The 18,016-nt window shown below is 64.8% G+C and carries 18 protein-coding genes and 1 pseudogene; 5 read left to right on the top strand and 14 right to left on the bottom strand.

The annotated features are described in order from the left end of the window. Position 1 precedes the first annotated feature (1 nt). The gene (locus PQT43_RS24375; RefSeq protein WP_102879838.1) at positions 2-298 is read right to left on the bottom strand and encodes a hypothetical protein; all 297 of its coding nucleotides are present in this window, start codon (positions 296-298) and stop codon (positions 2-4) included. Positions 299-580: 282 nt separating this feature from the next. On the opposite strand from PQT43_RS24375, the gene PQT43_RS24370 reads away from it, so the two are divergent. Beyond that, positions 581-2,032, top strand: a complete 1,452-nt coding sequence (locus tag PQT43_RS24370; protein WP_272754822.1) for a serralysin family metalloprotease — start codon at positions 581-583, stop codon at positions 2,030-2,032. A 50-nt stretch (positions 2,033-2,082) separates the two neighbouring features. On the opposite strand, the gene PQT43_RS24365 is transcribed toward PQT43_RS24370, so the two are convergent. Continuing rightward, entirely contained in the window at positions 2,083-2,817 is a 735-nt protein-coding gene (locus tag PQT43_RS24365) for a glycine-rich domain-containing protein (RefSeq protein WP_272754821.1), read from the bottom strand. A gap of 85 nt (positions 2,818-2,902) precedes the next feature. Between PQT43_RS24365 and PQT43_RS24360 the strand changes: the two are divergent. Further along, a pseudogene (locus PQT43_RS24360) lies at positions 2,903-2,995 on the top strand (DUF2599 domain-containing protein); the annotation flags it as partial. A gap of 46 nt (positions 2,996-3,041) precedes the next feature. On the opposite strand, the gene PQT43_RS24355 reads toward PQT43_RS24360, so the two are convergent. Then, on the bottom strand, positions 3,042-4,664 hold the full coding sequence (locus PQT43_RS24355) for an MFS transporter (RefSeq protein WP_110595790.1): 1,623 nt from the start codon (positions 4,662-4,664) through the stop codon (positions 3,042-3,044). A gap of 196 nt (positions 4,665-4,860) precedes the next feature. Next, entirely contained in the window at positions 4,861-6,507 is a 1,647-nt protein-coding gene (locus tag PQT43_RS24350; RefSeq protein ID WP_272754818.1) for a GMC family oxidoreductase, read from the bottom strand. A gap of 133 nt (positions 6,508-6,640) precedes the next feature. On the opposite strand from PQT43_RS24350, the gene PQT43_RS24345 reads away from it, so the two are divergent. Then, positions 6,641-7,534, top strand: a complete 894-nt coding sequence (locus PQT43_RS24345) for a LysR family transcriptional regulator (RefSeq protein ID WP_170003085.1) — start codon at positions 6,641-6,643, stop codon at positions 7,532-7,534. Positions 7,535-7,540: 6 nt separating this feature from the next. On the opposite strand, the gene PQT43_RS24340 is transcribed toward PQT43_RS24345, so the two are convergent. Continuing rightward, on the bottom strand, positions 7,541-8,476 hold the full coding sequence (locus PQT43_RS24340; RefSeq protein ID WP_272754817.1) for a phytanoyl-CoA dioxygenase family protein: 936 nt from the start codon (positions 8,474-8,476) through the stop codon (positions 7,541-7,543). 118 nt (positions 8,477-8,594) lie between these two features. Beyond that, complete coding sequence (locus tag PQT43_RS24335; protein ID WP_258381443.1) at positions 8,595-9,005, bottom strand: hypothetical protein; 411 nt, start codon at positions 9,003-9,005, stop codon at positions 8,595-8,597. A 303-nt stretch (positions 9,006-9,308) separates the two neighbouring features. Between PQT43_RS24335 and PQT43_RS24330 the strand changes: the two genes are divergently transcribed. Next, positions 9,309-9,683: a hypothetical protein gene (locus tag PQT43_RS24330; protein WP_213666161.1), complete on the top strand. Its 375-nt coding sequence runs from the start codon at positions 9,309-9,311 to the stop codon at positions 9,681-9,683. Positions 9,684-9,711: 28 nt separating this feature from the next. Here PQT43_RS24330 and PQT43_RS24325 read toward each other — a convergent pair whose 3' ends face one another. The 7 genes from PQT43_RS24325 to PQT43_RS24295 are packed head-to-tail and all read right to left on the bottom strand — an operon-like array spanning position 9,712 to position 16,062. Then, a complete protein-coding gene (locus PQT43_RS24325; RefSeq protein WP_272754816.1) occupies positions 9,712-11,124 on the bottom strand; it encodes an ATP-binding protein in 1,413 nt (470 codons plus the stop codon). Continuing rightward, on the bottom strand, positions 11,121-11,783 hold the full coding sequence (locus PQT43_RS24320; protein ID WP_102864368.1) for a response regulator: 663 nt from the start codon (positions 11,781-11,783) through the stop codon (positions 11,121-11,123). The genes PQT43_RS24325 and PQT43_RS24320 overlap by 4 nt, the downstream gene beginning before the upstream one ends. 22 nt (positions 11,784-11,805) lie before the next feature. Continuing rightward, positions 11,806-12,450 (bottom strand): tetratricopeptide repeat protein, encoded by a 645-nt coding sequence (locus PQT43_RS24315; protein ID WP_115582224.1) that lies wholly within the window; start codon positions 12,448-12,450, stop codon positions 11,806-11,808. Continuing rightward, positions 12,447-13,256 (bottom strand): SDR family oxidoreductase, encoded by an 810-nt coding sequence (locus tag PQT43_RS24310; protein WP_110595783.1) that lies wholly within the window; start codon positions 13,254-13,256, stop codon positions 12,447-12,449. The genes PQT43_RS24315 and PQT43_RS24310 overlap by 4 nt, the downstream gene beginning before the upstream one ends. Further along, on the bottom strand, positions 13,243-13,917 hold the full coding sequence (locus PQT43_RS24305) for a TenA family transcriptional regulator (RefSeq protein ID WP_272754814.1): 675 nt from the start codon (positions 13,915-13,917) through the stop codon (positions 13,243-13,245). The genes PQT43_RS24310 and PQT43_RS24305 overlap by 14 nt, the downstream gene beginning before the upstream one ends. Then, a complete protein-coding gene (locus PQT43_RS24300) occupies positions 13,914-15,395 on the bottom strand; it encodes an AMP-binding protein (protein ID WP_272754813.1) in 1,482 nt (493 codons plus the stop codon). Before PQT43_RS24300 ends, PQT43_RS24305 begins: the two co-directional genes overlap by 4 nt. Beyond that, complete coding sequence (locus PQT43_RS24295) at positions 15,385-16,062, bottom strand: thermostable hemolysin (RefSeq protein WP_267269883.1); 678 nt, start codon at positions 16,060-16,062, stop codon at positions 15,385-15,387. The genes PQT43_RS24300 and PQT43_RS24295 overlap by 11 nt, the downstream gene beginning before the upstream one ends. A gap of 213 nt (positions 16,063-16,275) precedes the next feature. Between PQT43_RS24295 and PQT43_RS24290 the strand changes: the two genes are divergently transcribed. Beyond that, positions 16,276-16,827, top strand: a complete 552-nt coding sequence (locus PQT43_RS24290) for a cytochrome b (protein ID WP_267269884.1) — start codon at positions 16,276-16,278, stop codon at positions 16,825-16,827. 141 nt (positions 16,828-16,968) lie between these two features. On the opposite strand, the gene PQT43_RS24285 is transcribed toward PQT43_RS24290, so the two are convergent. Next, entirely contained in the window at positions 16,969-18,009 is a 1,041-nt protein-coding gene (locus tag PQT43_RS24285; protein ID WP_272754812.1) for a DUF6602 domain-containing protein, read from the bottom strand. Positions 18,010-18,016 lie beyond the last annotated feature (7 nt).

The raw sequence follows: 18,016 nt of genomic DNA, 5'->3' as shown, positions 1-18,016 counted from the left end.
CTCAGTCGTCCACGGCTTCGCACAGGCCACTGGCACCGTGTTTGTCGCTGTACTTCACGCTCACTGAATCGTCGTCCTCGACGCTGATGGTCAGGTTCGTTTCTGGCGTCTTGACCTGGAAATGCCGGTCATCCACGGCGCGGCTCTTGACCACTTTGCCGTTGATGTAAATCGGACCGCCCTGGTCGGCGCTGACGGCCAGATTGCCGGGGCAGGAGACGTTGAACAGCGGTACAGCTTCGGCGTGGGCGGCGCCGGTGAACATCATCAAAGTGCCCAGCAGCAGGATTTTGCGCATCGCGGACTCCTCGTGGAACAGCCTGGAGGCAGAGGCCTGAGCGGCCCTTTGCAACCCCGGATTGGGGCTTAGCCTATCGGCTGCCAGAGCTGTGCGCGAGTGGAATATTTACCCCGGGGCAGAGCGGTTTTCGGGCTTTTGTCGGACAAAAAAAACCGTGGACTCGCCGTTGACGACTGTGTCAGGTTTCCAGGGCCTCAATGGGCGAGTGATAGGACGATCTCGCAGGCGGGGTCGTGGCTGTTCTATCGGAAATTTTTTGTCTGGAACAAGGACGTAACAATGTCAAACGCACTATCCAAAGCACTTCCTGAAACCATCGGTTACGGGATCGACCCGCTCGCAGCGGGCAGTAATGCCTACCAGCAGGTCCACGCCTTCAGCCATCTGTATGACCGGGGCGGCAGCGAACTGGTGAACGGCAAGCCATCGTTCACCGCCGACCAGGCCGCCGACTCGATCCTGCGCAAGGGCCTGTCCTGGCACGACCAGAATGGCGACGGCAAGATCGACCTGAGCTACAGCTTCCTCACTGACAAACCGGCCAACTACAACCCGGCCCTGGGCAGTTTCAGCGAGTTCAGCGCGCTGCAGAAGGCTCAGGCTTTCCTGGCCCTGCAGTCCTGGTCGGACGTGGCCAACATCACCTTCAGCGAGTCCGCCAAGGGCGGCGACGGCCACCTGAGCTTCGGCAACTACAACGTCAGCACCGGAGGCGCGGCCTTCGCCTACCTGCCGTCCGGCAGCAGCTATGACGGCCAGTCCTGGTACCTGATCAACGACCAGTACCGGGTCAACGAAACTCCGGGCAATGGCAACTATGGTCGCCAGACCCTGACCCACGAGATCGGCCACAGCCTGGGCCTGTCCCATCCGGGTGTATACAACGCCGGCAGCGGCAGCCCGACCTACAACGACGTCACCTACGCCCAGGACACCCGCGGCTACAGCCTGATGAGCTACTGGAGCGAGAGCCACACCGGGCAGAACTTCAGCAAGGACGGCGGCGGTGCCTACGCCTCGGCGCCGTTGCTGGACGATATCGTCGCGGTGCAGAAGCTCTATGGCGCCAACCACGAGACCCGTGCCGACAACACGGTCTATGGCTTCAACTCCAACACCGAGCGGGATTTCTACAGCGCCCATAGCGCCTCCGACAAGCTGGTGTTCGCGGTCTGGGACGGTGGCGGCAACGATACCCTGGACTTCTCCGGCTTCACCCAGAACCAGAAAATCAACCTCAACGAGGGTGGTTTCTCCGATGTCGGCGGCCTGGTGGGCAACGTCTCCATCGCCCATGGCGTGACCGTGGAAAACGCCATCGGCGGCTCCGGTAATGACCTGCTGATCGGCAACGCTGCGGCAAACATCCTCGAAGGCGGTGCCGGCAACGACATCCTCTACGGCGGTGGCGGCGGCGATAGCCTGTGGGGTGGGGCGGGGGTCGACACCTTCGTCTACGGCGCGGCTGCGGATTCGACCTTCGACGCCCCGGACTGGATCATGGATTTCGCCAGTGGCGAGGACAAGATCGACCTCAGCGGCCTGTTTGCCTCCACCGGCGCCACCCTGAACTTCGTCAGCGGCTTCACTGGCCACGCGGGCGATGCGATCCTCACCTACTTCGCCGAGACCAACCAGACCAGCCTGATGATCGACCTGACCGGTCATGGCGCGGTGGACTTTGCCGTGGGCACCGTGGGCCAGGCGGCCGTCACCGACATCATCGCCTGATCAACGCTGTGTGACGGGAGCGGCGCCAAGGCGCCGCTCTTCACTGAACGTCAGTCACCACCCCCGCCGCCACAACCGCCACCCCCACAACCGCTGCCATCGCTGGCGCCACTGTCCCCGTCGCCGCCAAAACGCGAGCCGTCACTGTCGCTGCCACTGCTGGAGGAATCGCTGTCGAAGGAACTGCTGTGCAGCTCGCTGCCGCAGTGCACCACCGCGGTCGTGCTGCCGTTGTCCGTCAGGCGCCGCAGGGACTGGCAGTCAGCGACGTAGTGAAAGCCCCGGGCGATCTTCAGCTTGGCATCCAGGGCGAACAGCAGCGGCAGGCGGCTGGGTTGGGCCGGGTTGATGTTTTCTTCCAGGCAGGCCTGGCGCCAGACCCGGCGCAGGCCGTTGTCGCTTTTCTGCTCGGCGTTCTGGCCAAGCACCGCAGCGGGGGTGTGATGGAGGAACTGGCCGAAGGCCTTGTTGCAGAACGCCTGGTAGTCCCGGGTATGCAGGATGAATTCATGCCACAGGTCGTCCACCACCTGGGACGGCATCGACACGTAGCGCTGGCCGCTTTTGAGGTAGGCGAGGAAAAATTGGCGCAGGCCCTGGGCCACCAGTTGGCAGTCCTTGAGGCTCAGGTGTGGATGCTGGGTGCGCAGCGGCTCGAACAGCCGCGGTGGCAAGGTGAAGTTGCGGATATAGGCTTCCCGGCGCAACGCAGTGAGGGCTTTCTGGCGGCGCCAGAACACCAGGATCAAGACCAGGGCCACCACTGCGGGAAGGATCAACAGCATGCTCGGTCTCCGCCGGAAAAAGTGCCGAGACAGTGGCGCAAAGCAGCGCGTTATTCAAGCCGTCCCATCGATGCCGCCCTTGACGATCGCCGGCAACCCGCCCGAGTGGAACCTGGAACCGTCGCAGTCCAGCACCTCCAATCAAGACACCATCGCCAGCGGCTGCAACAACACCTGACAGCCGCCGGCTTCTACGCAACCCTGCTCGCCCGTGAACGGCCCCGTCAGACGTGGTCGATATCGATATCCCGGGTCTCACGCAAACACAGCAAGCCCACCACCAGGCTGACCCCGGTAATCAGCACCGGGTACCACAGGCCGTAGAAGATATCGCCGGTGTACACCACCAGGGCGAAGGACACGGTGGGCAGGAAGCCGCCAAACCAGCCGTTGCCAATGTGGTAGGGCAGGGACATCGAGGTGTAGCGGATACGGGTCGGGAACAGCTCCACCATGAGCGCTGCCAGTGGGCCGTAGCACATGGCGGCAATCAGGATCAGCGCCACGATCAACAGCACCACCATGGGCTTGTTGACGTTCTGCGTGTCCGCCTGCTGCGGATAGCCGGCCAGGGTCACCGCGCCACGCAGGGCCGCCTCGTCGAAGCCGTTGATCTTCACGTCACCGACGCTGACCTGCACCGGGCTGCCGGCCGGGGCGGCGACGCTGCTGTAGGGCAGGCCCTGTTTCACCAGGAAGGTCTTGACCTTGTCGCAGGGGCTGTCGAAGCGCGCCTTGCCCACCGGGTCGAACTGGAAGGTACAGGTGGCCGGGTCGGCGCTGACGCTGATGGGCGCCTGGCGGCTGGCCTGGTCGATGGCCGGGTTGGCGTAATGGGCCAGGGCCTTGAAGATCGGGAAATACAGCACGGTGGCCAGCAGCAGGCCGAGCATCAGCACCGGCTTGCGACCGACCTTGTCCGAGAGCCAGCCGAAGAAGATGAACATCGGCGCACCGATCACCACGCTGATGATCAGCAGGCTGTTGGCCAGGGCCGGGTCCATCTTGAGGAACTGGGTGAGGAAGAACAAAACATAGAACTGCGCGGCGTAGAAGGTCACCGCTTGCCCGGCGTTGATGCTGAACAGGGCGATCAGCACCACCTTGAGATTCTCCCATTTGCCGAAGGACTCGCGGATCGGCGCCTTGCTGGCGCGGCCTTCTTCTTTCATTTTCAGGAAGGCCGGCGACTCGTGCAGGCTCATGCGGATCCAGGTGGAGATGCCCAGCAGGACGATGGACAGCAGGAACGGCAGGCGCCAGCCCCAGACTTCGAACTGATCGCCGGTGAAATAGCGGCAAGCCAGTACCACCAGCAGCGACAGCAGCAGGCCGAGGGTTGCGGTGGACTGGATCCAACTGGTGTGCAAACCGCGCTTGCCCTGGGGCGCGTGCTCGGCCACATAGGTGGCGGCACCGCCGTATTCACCGCCCAGGGCCAGGCCCTGGAGCATGCGCAGGGCCACCAGGATGATCGGTGCGGCGATGCCGATGCTGGCGTAGTTGGGCAGCAGGCCCACGGCGAAAGTCGCCACTCCCATGAGGACGATGGTGGCGAGGAAGGTGTACTTGCGGCCGATCATGTCCCCCAGGCGACCGAACACCAGGGCGCCGAAGGGGCGCACCACGAAGCCGGCGGCGAAGGCCATGAGGGCGAAGATGAACGCCGTGGTGTCGTTGACCCCGGCGAAGAACTGCTTGCTGATCACCGCCGCCAGGGCGCCATAGAGAAAGAAGTCATACCACTCGAACACCGTGCCGAGTGACGAGGCGAAGATCACCTTCTGACTGCCCTTGGCGGCACAGTCGTCCAGGGACGCATTGAGAGGCTGAGCGTGTTCTGACATAGGGTGCTTCCTTACAGTGATTATTGTTGTTGTTCCACTGCCGGCGCCGTGACCGACGCCGTTGTTGCGATTCACCGCGACCGTGCGATGAACCTTCGTTTACCTCCCGAGCGTAGGAGCTGGCTTGCCAGCGAAGAAGCCCTTGAGCCAGGTGCCGGCCTTGGGGGCGCCTTCGCCGGCAAGCCGGCTCCTGCACTCATGCCGGGGTGGTGTTCTCCTTGTGCTGGACGGTACTCCTGGGGACGCTGGCGAGAATCAGTTCGGCAGCCTTCTCGGCGATCATCAGGGTCGGCGAGCAGGTGTTGCCGGAGGTGATGCGCGGCATGATCGAGGCATCGGCAATCCGCAGTCCGGGAATGCCGTGCACCCGCAGTTGCGCGTCGACGACGGCGTGGGCGTCGCTGCCCATGCGACAGGTGCCCACCGGATGAAAGATGGTGGTGCCGATGCGCGCCGCCGCTTCATGCAGTTGTTCCTCACTCTGCAGCTGCGGCCCGGGCAGGTATTCGCTGGGTTTGAACGGCTGCAGGGCCGGGGCACCGACAATGCGCCGGGTCAGGCGGATGGCATCGGCGGCGACGCGCAGATCCTCCGGATGGCTCAGGTAATTGGGCTGGATCAGCGGTGCATCCCCGGGTTCCACGGAGCGTATCTCTATCCGGCCGCGGCTTTGCGGACGCAGGTCGCAGACCGAGGCGGTGAAGGCCGGGAAACTGTGCAGGGGCTCACCGAAGCGCTCCAGGGACAGCGGCTGCACATGGTATTCGAGGTTGGCGCTGGTCTGCTCCGGTCCCGAGCGGGCAAAGGCGCCCAATTGGCTCGGGGCCATGGACAGCGGGCCGCTGCGGTCATACAGGTAGCGCAAGCCCATGCCCATCTTGCCCCACAGGCTGCCGGCGATCTGGTTCAGGGTGCGAGCGTTTTCCAGCTTGTAGATCAGGCGCAACTGCAGGTGATCCTGGAGGTTGCCGCCGACCCCGGGCAGGGCATGGCTGACCCCGATCCCCAGCCGCTGCAGCAGCGCGCTCGGACCAATCCCGGAGCGCTGCAGAATACTTGGCGAGCCGACGGAACCGGCGCACAGAATGATCTCCCGGCGGGCCTTGAGCGTCTGCTGGCGGCCCTGGCTGATGGCCCGTACTGCGGTGGCGCGGCCGTCCTCGAGTATCAGCCGCTGCACCTCGACATCGGTCAGCACCACCAGGTTGGGGCGGTTGGCGATGGGCTTGAGAAAAGCCTTGGCGGCGTTCCAGCGCACCCCGGCCTTCTGGTTGACCTGGAAGTAGCCGCAGCCTTCGTTGTCGCCGCCATTGAAGTCGTCGATGTTGCGGATGCCGCTCTGCTGCGCAGCCGTGCGGAAGGCGTCGAGGATCGGCCATGACAGGCGCTGGCGCTCGACCCGCCATTCACCGGCGGCGCCGTGCAACTCGCTGCCCCCGGCAAAGTGGTTTTCGCTTTTCTTGAACAGCGGCAGGACCTCGTTCCAGCTCCAGCCCGGGTTGCCTTCAGCGGCCCAGCCGTCGTAGTCGGCGGCCTGGCCGCGCATGTAGATCATGCCGTTGATCGAGGAGCAGCCGCCCAGCACCTTGCCCCGCGGGTAGCTCAGGCTGCGACCTTGCAGGCCCGGTTCGGCTTCGGTCTTGAAGCACCAGTCAGTGCGCGGGTTGCCGATGCAGAACAGGTAGCCCACGGGAATGTGGATCCAGGGGTAGTTGTCGCGGCCGCCGGCTTCCAGCAGCAGCACCCGGTGCTGGGGATTGGCCGACAAGCGATTGGCCAGCAGACAGCCGGCGGGACCGGCGCCGACCACGATGTAGTCGTAGGCGTCAAAGGCAGGGAGCATCCGTGACCTCTTTTCTTCGTTCTTGTTTTGCCCTCATCCTAGTTGTTAGCTTTCGTTAAAAGAATGTTAGTTTTTACCCACCTGCTGTGCGTTTTCTAACAGCGTCCCTCTTCGACATCGACCAGGATTTTCCATGTTCGACTGGAACGATCTGCGCTACTTCCTCGAGCTGCAACGCAGCGGGCGCCTGCTCACCGCGGCCCGGCGACTGAACACCACCCACGCCACGGTGGCCCGGCATATCGAGGCGGTGGAGAAGGCCCTGGGCACCGCGCTGTTCGTCCAGCATGCCCAGGGCTACGAGCTGACCCCGGCCGGCGAGGCGCTGCTCAAGCACGCCGAGGCCATGGAAAACGTCGCTTTGCTGGTGCAGGAGGAAATCACCCAGTCCAGTGCGCCCCTGGGCAAGATCCGCGTCGGCGTCACCGAAGGCCTGGGGGTGAAGTTCCTGGCCAGCCGCATGTATGGCCTGTTCGAACGTTATCCGGGGTTGGAAGTGGAGCTGGTGGCGGTGCCGCGCTTTGTCAGCATCCTCAACCGCGAGGCGGAAATCAGCATTCACCTGGAGCGCCCCAATGCCGACATGCTGGTGACCCGCAAACTCACCGACTACCGCCTGGCCCTGTACGCCAGCCAGGCCTACCTGGACCGCGCGCCGCCCCTGCGCAGCCGCGAGGACCTGGGGCGCCACGCCTGGATCGGTTATGTCGACGACCTCTTGTTCAGCCAGGAACTGATGTTCCTCAACAGCTTCTGCCGCAACCCCCAGGTGGTGTTCCACAGCACCAGCGTCATCGCCCAGCAGGAAGCGGCCCGCTCCGGTCTGGGGATCGCCGTGCTGCCGTGCTACATGGCCGCCGCCGACCCGCAACTGGTGCCGCTGCTGCCGGCCGAGAGCATCCAGCGCGCCTACTGGATCAGCACCCGCCGCGAGCTGCACAAATCGGTGCGGTTGCGGGTGGTCTGGGACTATCTGGTGCAGCTGTGCGCGGCGCAGCAGCAGGTATTGCTGGGGCCCGAGATCTAGCCTGGTTCAGAGAATCGGCCCGCAATGGGCCGAACTGCGGATCGCTGCACCGGGCTTGATGTCGACGAAGCGCGAGCCGTAGGACACCGGGTTCAGCGGGCCGCCGTCCAGGCCCATGCCCAGGCCACCGGCGCTGCGGGTTTCACCTTCCTGCAGCAGTGGATCAAGGCATGCCCGCCAGTCCAGCAAGCGCAGGGTCACGGCCTGGCGCCGTTCCAGGTCGCCGGCCAGCAAGGGGCTGGAGCGGTGCCACAGGTATTTGCTGAACAGCAGAGCGTCGCCGGGATCGAAGGCCTCTTCGATGCGTTGCTCCTCGAAGGCGTCGGTAAGCACCCCGGGCGTGCAGTAGGTCTGGCGCAGGTGCGCGGAAAATTCGGCCACCGACTCGCCCCGTGCCAGTTTGCCTGCCAGCAGGCGCGAGAACTGGAAGTTCTCCTGGGCCGAGAACAGCGACAGGGGCACCCAGGCCATGCCGCCACCTTGCAGTTGGGGGCGGATCGGCTGCAACGGCATCCACAGACTGAAGGCCGGGTCCTGGGGGCGGATGTAGCGAAAGTTCAGCGAGTCGTAGTGCCAGGCAAAGCCCGAGCGTCCCACCCCCAGCTCGAAGCTCTGGGCCTCGCTCATGATCAAGCGGCAGCCGGTGAGGCGGGTCAGCACCTGGGCGAAGGCCGGTTGCCGGTAGAGGCGTTCGAGGATGCCCACCTGGGTCACTCGGTGGGTCAGGCGGCTGAAACCGTCGCCATGGGCCGAGGTGCCCGAGGGGGCAGGGCGCAGTTGGCTGTTGGCCAGCTCGCGCAGTTGCAGGATGGCCGCGGGCGTCAACAGGCTGCGCAGTTTGATAAAGCCACGCTCCTTGAAATGCCGTAGATCGTCCTGATCCAGGCGCAGCGGGTTGACCAGGGCAGGGGCGGTGTCAGGCAGGACCGGTGGCAGGTTCACAGGGGTATTCCATTACCAGGGGACAAGGCCCTTGAGTATGGACAGCGCGAGCTGGGTCGGCAGGCTGGATTCGACCTCGAACAACGCCTTTGCGACATCGGGTAGGGAGGGCGGCGTCTTAGTCGTTAGGCCGGATATAGCGGTCCTGGGTCTGGATGAACTCATCGAAGGCCCGGGAGTTGTAGACCTCAAGGCAAGCATGCAGCACCACCTTGTCGCGGCTGTATTTGCTGCTTCCCGAGGCCTGCTCATAGGCTTGTGCCACGTAGTCGGTGGTGGCGGTGTAGGGGTTGTGCAGGGTTTCCAGGGTGTCTTCGTTCTGCAGCACGTTGTACAGGCCTATCCCCAGCACGCCGTACATGCCGACGGCGTGGCCGACGTCCTGACGCATGGCCGAGGGTTCCGGGAAACGCTCGGCCAGGCAGTTGGCCAGGCCATAGTTCTTCAGGGACTGGCGGGCAGCGTCGACCTCACTGGTGGCCTGGGCCGCGCTGCAGGCAGCGGCCAGTGATAACAGCAATACGCTCATCCTTTTCACCCTTGCCACTCCTCGATCCAGGCATCCGCCAGTGCTGACGGCGGCAGATGGTCGGCGTTGCCACGGCGCTTGTCAACGAGCCGGCCTGCCGTCGATCCCATGCCCCAGACAGCCCTTGCACCGCAGGATTCCCAGCTCTCTTTTGCGCCGCTATTGCTCTAGAATGCCGGCGCTTTGAGCACCGCCGGTGAGGACCATGCCCGGCCCTGCTCAAGGCGATTGTCCAGGCCTGCCTGCGCCTGCTGGACCTGCCCCCTCTTGAAGACCCCACGGGTAAAAGGAACGACCCTCCCGATGCAAAAAATCAAACTCATTCTGGGCTCCGCACTGGCGCTGTTCCTGGCGTACCAGGCCTACGGTTCGTTCTACTACGGCACGCCTTATCAGGGCCGCGACTACAGTCCTGACCAGGCCTTCTACTACCAGAAATACCGCTTGTTCAGCTGGCGCACCTGGATTCCCACCATGACCATGCCCGGTGATGGCGACAGCTCGCGGTACAGCGTTGGCGGCTACCTGCGGGTGTTCAAGGCCGACGGCACGCTGGTGGGGCAGTCCTATGACGGCTGCATTGCGGTGGTGGAAGTGTCCTGGTACGACGATGCGGTGGGCGGCTTCGGCTGCAGCGAGCACTTGATCGCGCTGTCTGGGAAGGCCACGCCGGACTGAGCGTTCAGTCCCGGCGCCCGCCCATGGGCTATGGCTCGCGGCGCGCCGTCCAGGCGCTGCCCAGCCGCAGCGGTTGCTGGCAGGGAATCGACAAGGTCGCGCGCAGGCCGCCCTGGGGCAGGTTGTCGAGGCTGATCCGGCCCCCCAGGTGGCGGGCGATGACGCTGACGATGGTCAGCCCAAGGCCGGCGCCGTGGACGTTGCCGCGACTGTAGAAGCGCTCGAACAGCCGCTCGCGTTCCCCTTCATCGATGCCCGGGCCCTGGTCTTCCACGCTCAGTTCGAAGTGTTCGTCGATCTGGGTCAGGCGCACGCTGATCACGCCATTGGCCGGTGAAAAGTTCACCGCGTTGCTGATCAGGTTATTCAGGGCAATATCGATGGAGGCCGCTTCAGCGCGAACCGGATAGGGACGCTCGTCCACCTCGAAGGACAGCTCCAGGCCCTTGTTCAGCAGCCACGGGGTCAGTTGCACCAGGCTGTCGCGCACGGTGTGGGCCAGGTCCACGGTCTGCTCGCTGGGCATCTGCGCCTTGGGTTCCAGGCGGGCCATGGTCAGCAACTGGTTGACCAGGCGCCCGGCGCGGTCGACGCCCAGGATCAGCGATTCCAGGGAGGCCCGGCGTTCCTGTTCGGTGCCGGCTTGCAACAGGTTCTGCGCGTGCACGCGCAACACCGCCAGGGGCGTGCGCAGCTCATGGGCGGCGTCGGCAATGAAGCGCCGCTCGCGGCCCAGCAGTTCCTGAATCTGCGTCAGCATGCGGTTGAGGGCAGCCTGCATGGGTTCCAGTTCCCTGGGCAGCGGTTCCAGGTGCAAGGGTTCCAGGGAACCGCTGGGCCGGGCCCGGAGCAGGGCGGCCATATTGGCCAGGGGGCGCAGGCCCCAGCCGATGGCCAGCCAGATCATCAGCACCAGCAGCAGGCTGCCGACCACATTGGGCCACAGGGTGTGGCGCATGATGCGGTTGACCAGGTCACTGCGCACATCGACTCGCTCGCCGACCCAGACCCGCAGCCCGGAATCCTGATCATCCAGGATGAAGGTGCGCCACTGATGGTCGTTGCCGTCCTGTTCATTGCCGAACCCTGGCGCCAGCGGCTGCACCGCCAGGGCGGGGGCGCTGGTGGTGCGCACCAGCAGGCTGCCTTTGCGGTCCCACACCTGGAAGGCGATCTTGCTTTCGTAGGGGTGACCGTCGACCTGGGGCATGGCCTGGCTCAGTGCCAGGTTGAAGGCGTGATACAGCTGGGCCTGCTCGGCGCTGCTGTTGGGCATGCGCATGATGCCCAGCAGCAGCCGGGCATGTTGCGCCAGTTGGGCGTCGTAGACCTCGTCGATCTCGTGGTTGCTGTCGTGCAGGTTGAATGTCGTCAGAATCAGCAGGCCGGCGAACAGCAGACCGATGATCAGGGTCAGGGTGCGTCGGCGGATCGAATTCATCGACGCTCCTCCACCAGATAACCGACCCCGCGAATGGTGCGGATCAGGTCGGCGGAAAACTTCTTGCGCAGATGGTGGATGTGCACTTCCAGGGTGTTGCTCTCGGCCTCTTCATTCCAGCCGTAGAGCAACTGCACCAGGCGGTCGCGGGTCATCACCCGACCCGGCGGCGAGAGCAGTTCGTAGAGCAGCTGGTACTCCTTGGGTGTCAGGGCCACCGGCTCGCCGTGGTAGTGCACCTGCTGGGTGCCAGGGTCGAGGCTGATGCCGGCGTGCTCGATCAGCACCCGGGCGCGCCCGGCACTGCGCCGCAGCAGGGCCCGCAGCCGGGCCTTGAGTTCGTCCAGGTCGAAGGGCTTGATCAGGTAGTCGTCGGCGCCGGCGTCCAGGCCGGCGATACGGTCCTCGGTGGCGTCCCGGGCGGTGAGAATCAGCACCGGCAGGGTCGAGCCACTGTCACGCAGGCGCTTGAGCACTTGCAGTCCATCCAGGCGCGGCAGGCCAAGGTCGAGCAGGGCCAGGTCGAAGGTTTCGCTGAGCAGCGCATGCAACGCGCTGCTGCCGTCCTTGAGCCAGTCCACGGTGTAGCCTTCGCGAGTCAAGGCTTGGTGGATACCTTCGCCCAAGGGCTGGTCGTCCTCGATCAGTAGTAAGCGCACAACGACTCCTGTCCTGTCTGGATCATTTGATTTTCTTGCCCACCTCGGCCAGCAGCGCCTGGATCTCCTCGCGCCGGCCCTTGTCGGCCACTTCCCGCCCGGGGCGCGGAGCAGCTTGCAATGCCTTGAGCAAAGCGACCCGGGCCTCGCCGTAGCGGCCCTGGCGATACAGGTGGTCACCCCAGAAGTACAGACTATCCAGGCCGTCGGGGTTTTGCTGCAAGGCTTGCTTGAGCAGCTCCTCGGCCTTGTCGGCGTCGCCGAACCCGATGGGCCAGCCAGGAACGCGATCATACAGCGCACCCAGGCTGGTGTAGGCAGAACCCTGCAGGGCCTTGGGGTCCAGATTCAGCGCCCGTTCCAGGTCGGCCTTGGCTGCCTTGACCTTGCTCAAGGCCCCCAGCCCACCCTGGGCTCCGGCCCAACTGCTGGTGACGATGCCTGACCAGATCCAGGCTTCGGCGACCGCTGGACGCTCCTGGGTAAAGGCCCGGGTTTGCGTGGCCAGCTGTTCAAAGGCGGCGGCCCGTTGCTCGGCCGGCACCTGGTACTGAATGTGCGCCCAGCCTTGCTGGATGACGCCGAGACGTTGCTGGTCCGCCGTATCCAGGGCCCAGGCGGGCAGGCTCAAACAGCCCAGCAACAGTGCGCTGATCAGGTTCTTCATGGTTTTTCGTGCTCCCGTTCGGATCGGATACTCAGCCGCCGGATCAGCGGCAGGTGTTTACGCAGGCCGCGGTCCACCAGGTTGGGCAGCAGACTGTTGAGGCGGACAAAAAAGCGTTCCGGCCAGCCCAGGTACAACTCGCGGTGGTCGCCGGCAATGGCGTGGACCACCGCGCTGGCCACGGTCTGCGGATCGTCGACGTTGCTTTTCAAGGCATCGTTCAAGGCCTGGGCGGCGGGGCTGTTCATGCTGGTGCGGGTGGCTCGCGGCGCCACATAGAGCACGTTGACCCGGGTGTCCGCCAGTTCCCGGCGCAGTGCCTCGGAGAAGCCGCGCAAGGCGAACTTGCTGGCGCAGTAGGCGGCATAACCGGGGTAGCCGATGGAGCCGTAGGTGGAGCCGACGTTCACCACCATGGCGCTGGAAGCCTGTTGCAACAGCGGTAGCAGCAGGCGAGTCAGGCACATCGGTGCGCCGATGTTGACCGCCAGCATGGCGTTGATCTCGGCGTCTTCGAGCTGTTCGAGCATGGCGAAGTGATTGATTCCGGCAGCGTTGATCAGCAGGTTGACGCTACCGATGGCCTCGGCGGCCAGCAGCACCTTGCGCCGGTCGCTGAGAAAGGTCAGGTCCGCCGAGACCCAGCACAGTTGATTCGGGTAACGCGCCAGCAGCGGCTCCAGGGGTTCTTTGTGCCGGGCCACGGCCAGCACCTGGGCGCCACTGGCGCACAGGGCCTCGGCGATGGCCAGGCCGATGCCGCCACTGGCCCCGGTGAGCACGGCACGGGTTTCAGGCAGGCGCATGGGCGCGCTCCCCGACACGTGGCAGACCGCGGAACATCTCGCTGTACAGGTGGTAGACCACCTTCGAGGCATGGATCACTGCGGCCTGGTCGGCAGGGTCGTCGAGACGGTCCATCAGGCGCTTGTAAGTCTGCATATGCTCGATGTCCAGGGAACCGTGGGAGGCCAGGTAACTGAAGGCGCTCTGGGGCAGTTGCAGACTGTCCTGGATGCTGCCGGCGGCCAGGGTGGCCAGGGCGATGCTGGTGCCTTCGAGCACGTTGACCATGCCGAACAGTCCCACCGGATTGTCCCGGGCGATCAGGTCATAGAGAAAGCTCACCATCAACTCGATGGCCAGGGACGGGCGGCCATCGCGAACCGCCAGACGGTCGCCGCCGCAGGCGACGATGTCGTTGAGCACCCACTGTTCATGGCCGTACTCCTCCTCGATGTACTCGCACACCGCGCCGCGCAGCCATTCCAGACGTTCCGGCAGGCGTGCGCCGCACGCCATCATCAGCGGCACGGTGTGGCGCACGTGGTAGTAGGCCTGGGTCAGGAACGCCCGGTAGCCCTCAAGGCTGACCTGGCCGGCCAGGGCTTCACGAATGATCGGCAGGCTGAACAGCTGTTCCCGTTCCCGGGAGGTGGCGGCTTGCAGTTTGTCGAAAAAACTCATGACGATGATTCCTCGGAATGAACAGTAGGGCAGAGCAGGTCGCGGTAGCGTTCAACGATGGCCTCGCGGCGAGGCCGGCCGTTGGCGGTGAGCAGGCCGTTGGCTGGGGTGAAGGGTTGCTGCAGGCGGGTCCAGTGGTGGACCTGGGCGTAGTCCGGCAAGGCCTCGTTGGCCTGGGCCACGGCGGCGTCCAGTTGGCTGTCGCTGCAGTCTGGCCGATGGGGCCAGAGCAGGGCATGGTTGCGAGGCAGGGCCTCGCCGTAGACGAAGGCCTGGGCAATATGGCTGCGCTGGGTCAGTTCGGCTTCGACCCATTCAGGGTTGACGTTGCGCCCGTAGCTGGTGACGAACTGATGCTTCTTGCGGCCCTTGAGATAGAGGTAGCCATCGCTGTCGAACTCACCGATATCGCCGCTGTGCCACCAGCGCTCGACCCGCTCGGGTTCACCCAGGTAGCCCAGCAGCAGCGAGCCCTCGATCAGCACCTCGCCGTCGGCGGCCAGGTGCACTCGGACATGGGGCAAGGGCTGGCCTACGCTGCCTGGGCGGTGTGCGCCGGGACGGTTGAGGCACACCACCGAGGCGCACTCCGACAGCCCGTAGCCCTCGTACACCGGCAGGCCCAGGCGCTGGGCGCGTTGCAGCAGCTCCAGCGAGACCTTGGCCCCGCCCACGGCGGCAAAGCGCAGGCTGGCGGGATTGAACAGGCGCTGTTCGGCGGCCCCCACCAACAACAGCAACAACTGCGGCACCAGGATCAGGCTTTCGGGCTGACGCTGGGCCAGGCAGCCGAGCAAGGTGGGCGCGTCGACCCCGCTGGCGCCCTGGATGCCCAGGGTTTTCTGACTCGGCAGGCTGAGGGTGGCACCGGCATAGAGCGCGGCGTAGCAGCCCAGGTTTTCCAGGAGAATCCCCAGGGGCAGCAGCGCCAGGTGATGGCGCGGGTTGCTGGAGTGACTGGCCTGTTCCAGTTCCCGGGCCACCCGCAGCAGGCTGTCGGCGCCCAGGCACACGCCTTTGGGGGTGCCGGTGGTGCCGGAGGTGAAGGTCAGTTTCGCGGTGCCTGGCGGCAGGATTGAGGGTCCATCGAAGCGTCGGCGCCAGAATTCGCCCTGGCGCTCATAGCCGGCGGCTTGCAGTGGCGCCTCCTGGCCGTCTTCGGCCAGCAGCAGCTCGGCGCGGCTCTGTTCCAGGCAGTGCTGGTGCTGGGCAGCGCTGAAGAAGGGCGGCAGGGTCAGGCAGGTCAGGCCCTCGAACAGGGCCGCCAGGTCCCAGAGCAGCAGTTCCGGGCCGTTGTCCAGGGCCAGGGCCAGCACGTTTACCTGTGCTTCGCGCAGCCGTTGCTGGCGGTCGATCACCTCGGCATACAGGGAGGCGTAGTCCAGGCGCAGGCGATCGCCCCAGAGTGCAATGTGGGCGGTCTTTTCTTCGGCGTGCTTGCGTAGTGCTTCCTTGAAGCGCTGCACTTCAGGCGACATGGGTGTTCTCCTCGAATGACTCCGGCAGGCCCAGGCGGTTGAACATCCCCATGTTGCGCAAGTGGATGAAGCCTGCGCGGATGCTGCCCACGTGTACCGATGGCTGGCTTTGGTAGTAGCTGCCCCAGTGATGCCGCTCTTCACCCAGGCGCTCGGGATCGGCCGCGCACAGGGTCAAGGGGCGCAGGCCCAGGCGATGAAAGCTGTTGACCAGGCCGATGTTGCCGGTGAACGCCACCCACTCCAGGCCACCCATGGCCAGCAGCCAGGTGATGGCGATGATGGACAGGCGTGCGCTGCCGGTGTCGCTGGCCGCCAGGTTGCCCACTTCCACCACGCCCTGACGCGTCGTCGGACGCTGGGCGGCGAAGTCGATCAACTCCTCGATCGGTGCATCCAGATAACGTTCCAGAAACAGCGGGCCGCTGCTGGCCAGGCGCACCCCGGCGACGGCGCACAGCGCGCCCTGGGGATCACTCAAGCCGAACAGCTCCGGCATGAACTGACGGATGGTGGCGCCGTGGACCTGCTGGAATCGCTGGCTGACGTAGGTTTCGAAGACGGGGCGCTGAACCTCCCCGGGCAGGCTGCGGGCCAGGCTCAGGGCCGTGGCGCAGTCCCGGCCGAAGTTGAGGGGCAGATGGATGTTCCAGTCAAAACCAGGCATGGATGCAGAGCCTCCCGAGGCATGTTGGGGAGGAGTATCGGCAGGCTTTCTTAACGAAGTCTGAAGATGGCCAAAAGACATTTTTTGCGCTCTTCAGGTTGCCTTAAGGCTGGCAACACAAGGTGGCGCACCCGAGCGACGGAAGAAGGCGTTGCGCGGGCCCTGCGACGACCTGAATGACTCGGGCGTCCCGAACCACCGTGAGGACTGTGTATGACTGCTCAATCCGTACCATCGCGTTACGCGCGACTGTCGATCCTGATGCACTGGCTGATGCTGGCGCTGTTCGTCGGCGTCTATGCCTGCATCGAACTCAAGGGGCTGATGCCCAAGGGCAGTACGGCCCGGGGGCCGTTTCTCGGGCTGCACAGCCTGTTCGGGATCAGCATCTTCGCCCTGGTGTGGATTCGCCTGGTGGCCCGCCTGCAACCGCGACCGCCGATCTTGCCGGCGCCCTCTGCCTGGCAGACCGGGCTGTCGCACCTGATGCACCTGGTCCTTTATGCACTGATGATTGCCACGCCGCTGCTGGCCTGGCTGATGCTCTCGGCGGCGGGCAAGCCCGTGCCTTACTTCGAGTTCTTCCTGCCGGCCGCGCCAGTGACGGTGGACCCTGATCAGGCGCGATTCTTCAAGCACTGGCACGAGCAACTGGGTAGCGCCGGCTACTGGCTGATCGGCCTGCATGCCGTGGCCGGGCTGTTCCACCACTACTGGGTAGGCGACAACACCCTCAAGCGCATGCTGCCGGGTGCCCGGCGCTGAAATACGGCGTGGCCGGCAGGCGCCGGCTGGCCAGCGAACCGCCGCGCCGCGGTCTGCCGATTCTCCACGGCGGCCTCAGGATCGCTTTCGTCGGCAAGCCGGCTCCTGCGGGGGGACGGTCTGTGGGGGCTGTCGATGGCTTCAGGTCCTGGCCTTCCACAGGCCGAACTTGCCCGCCAGATCCAGCTTGGGATCACGTACCCGGGTCAGGTTGATCGCGGCGCCGGACCAGCCGCCCTCCATCTCTTCACTCAGGTGGTATTTCAACAGGTTGTACTGGATCGCCGTCCCCCCCAGTTGCTGGTAGCCGATGCGTGAGGTCACCGCCTCCAGCAAGCTGGAAATCAGGTACTGCAGCGGCGTTTCGTAGGCCTTGATGGCGATGCCGTAGTCGAAGCTCTCAGCGTTGCTTTCGCGAAAGCAGGCGAAGAATTCCTGCTTGCTCATGCTGCTGGACATGGCCGTGTTGTAGCTCTGGCGACAGGCTTCGAGGTCGGCAGCGCCGGGCCGGGGCAGGGCCAGGTGGTTGTTGAGGTTCTTCAGGGTCACACAGCCCTGGGTGGCGATGACCTCGGGCATTAGGGTCACGTCCAGTTCACCGGCACGGTCGGGGAGGTTGTGCCAGGTGTTCAGGCTGTTGCGCAGTTGCTCCAGGCTGGCGCCGGGATAGCCTTGATAGCCGTACACATACGCTGGCGGCAGCACCAGGCCCATGACCGAATTCATCTGCGAGACCGTGAGGTTCTGATAGTCGCGGTCATAGATGCGCGCGCTGTACTCGTCGAGGGAATGGCGCAGCACCGAGGGCTTGAGGTTGCGCACCGACTTGCCGTTCTCCAGGGCCTCGAACAGGCTCTTTTCGTTGAGCTGGGACTTGACCTCCACGGTGGCGATCACCCCTTCGATCAGGTACACGTCGGCAGAGCCGAAGGTGCGCAGCGTGGGGAAATCGTTGCGGTAGATGATCAGGTCGATCTGCTTGGAGATGCCGCCTTGGGCGTCGATGATCTGCCCGGCACCGATGCTGATGTTGCTCGGTAGAAAACGCTTGAGGACGTCACGGATGAAACTCTCCCGGGCGTCGCCAAGGACCCCGGAGTGGCTGGCGATGGTGCTGCTGACGCTGAAACTGCTTTCCAGGACCCGGGCGATGGATTTCGCCCATTTGCTGATGATTGCCACGCGGTCT

The sequence above is a fragment of the Pseudomonas sp. BLCC-B112 genome, assembly GCF_028550695.1.
Classification (GTDB): Bacteria; Pseudomonadota; Gammaproteobacteria; order Pseudomonadales; family Pseudomonadaceae; genus Aquipseudomonas; species Aquipseudomonas danubii.
The sequence above is the reverse complement of the archived record's forward strand: the minus strand, read 5'-3'. Positions and strand labels throughout refer to the sequence as shown.

Bases quoted from the DNA above. Each gene is read 5' to 3' on its own strand.
- PQT43_RS24300 (WP_272754813.1), bottom strand. From the start codon at position 15,395: ATGTCGCCTGAAGTGCAGCGCTTCAAGGAAGCACTACGCAAGCACGCC.
- PQT43_RS24350 (WP_272754818.1), bottom strand. From the start codon at position 6,507: ATGCTCCCTGCCTTTGACGCCTACGACTACATCGTGGTCGGCGCCGGT.
- PQT43_RS24335 (WP_258381443.1), bottom strand. From the start codon at position 9,005: ATGAGCGTATTGCTGTTATCACTGGCCGCTGCCTGCAGCGCGGCCCAG.
- PQT43_RS24310 (WP_110595783.1), bottom strand. From the start codon at position 13,256: ATGCGCCTGCCTGAAACCCGTGCCGTGCTCACCGGGGCCAGTGGCGGC.
- PQT43_RS24345 (WP_170003085.1), top strand. From the start codon at position 6,641: ATGTTCGACTGGAACGATCTGCGCTACTTCCTCGAGCTGCAACGCAGC.
- PQT43_RS24295 (WP_267269883.1), bottom strand. From the start codon at position 16,062: ATGCCTGGTTTTGACTGGAACATCCATCTGCCCCTCAACTTCGGCCGG.
- PQT43_RS24330 (WP_213666161.1), top strand. From the start codon at position 9,309: ATGCAAAAAATCAAACTCATTCTGGGCTCCGCACTGGCGCTGTTCCTG.
- PQT43_RS24325 (WP_272754816.1), bottom strand. From the start codon at position 11,124: ATGAATTCGATCCGCCGACGCACCCTGACCCTGATCATCGGTCTGCTG.
- PQT43_RS24290 (WP_267269884.1), top strand. From the start codon at position 16,276: ATGACTGCTCAATCCGTACCATCGCGTTACGCGCGACTGTCGATCCTG.
- PQT43_RS24355 (WP_110595790.1), bottom strand. From the start codon at position 4,664: ATGTCAGAACACGCTCAGCCTCTCAATGCGTCCCTGGACGACTGTGCC.
- PQT43_RS24305 (WP_272754814.1), bottom strand. From the start codon at position 13,917: ATGAGTTTTTTCGACAAACTGCAAGCCGCCACCTCCCGGGAACGGGAA.
- PQT43_RS24315 (WP_115582224.1), bottom strand. From the start codon at position 12,450: ATGAAGAACCTGATCAGCGCACTGTTGCTGGGCTGTTTGAGCCTGCCC.
- PQT43_RS24375 (WP_102879838.1), bottom strand. From the start codon at position 298: ATGCGCAAAATCCTGCTGCTGGGCACTTTGATGATGTTCACCGGCGCC.
- PQT43_RS24365 (WP_272754821.1), bottom strand. From the start codon at position 2,817: ATGCTGTTGATCCTTCCCGCAGTGGTGGCCCTGGTCTTGATCCTGGTG.
- PQT43_RS24370 (WP_272754822.1), top strand. From the start codon at position 581: ATGTCAAACGCACTATCCAAAGCACTTCCTGAAACCATCGGTTACGGG.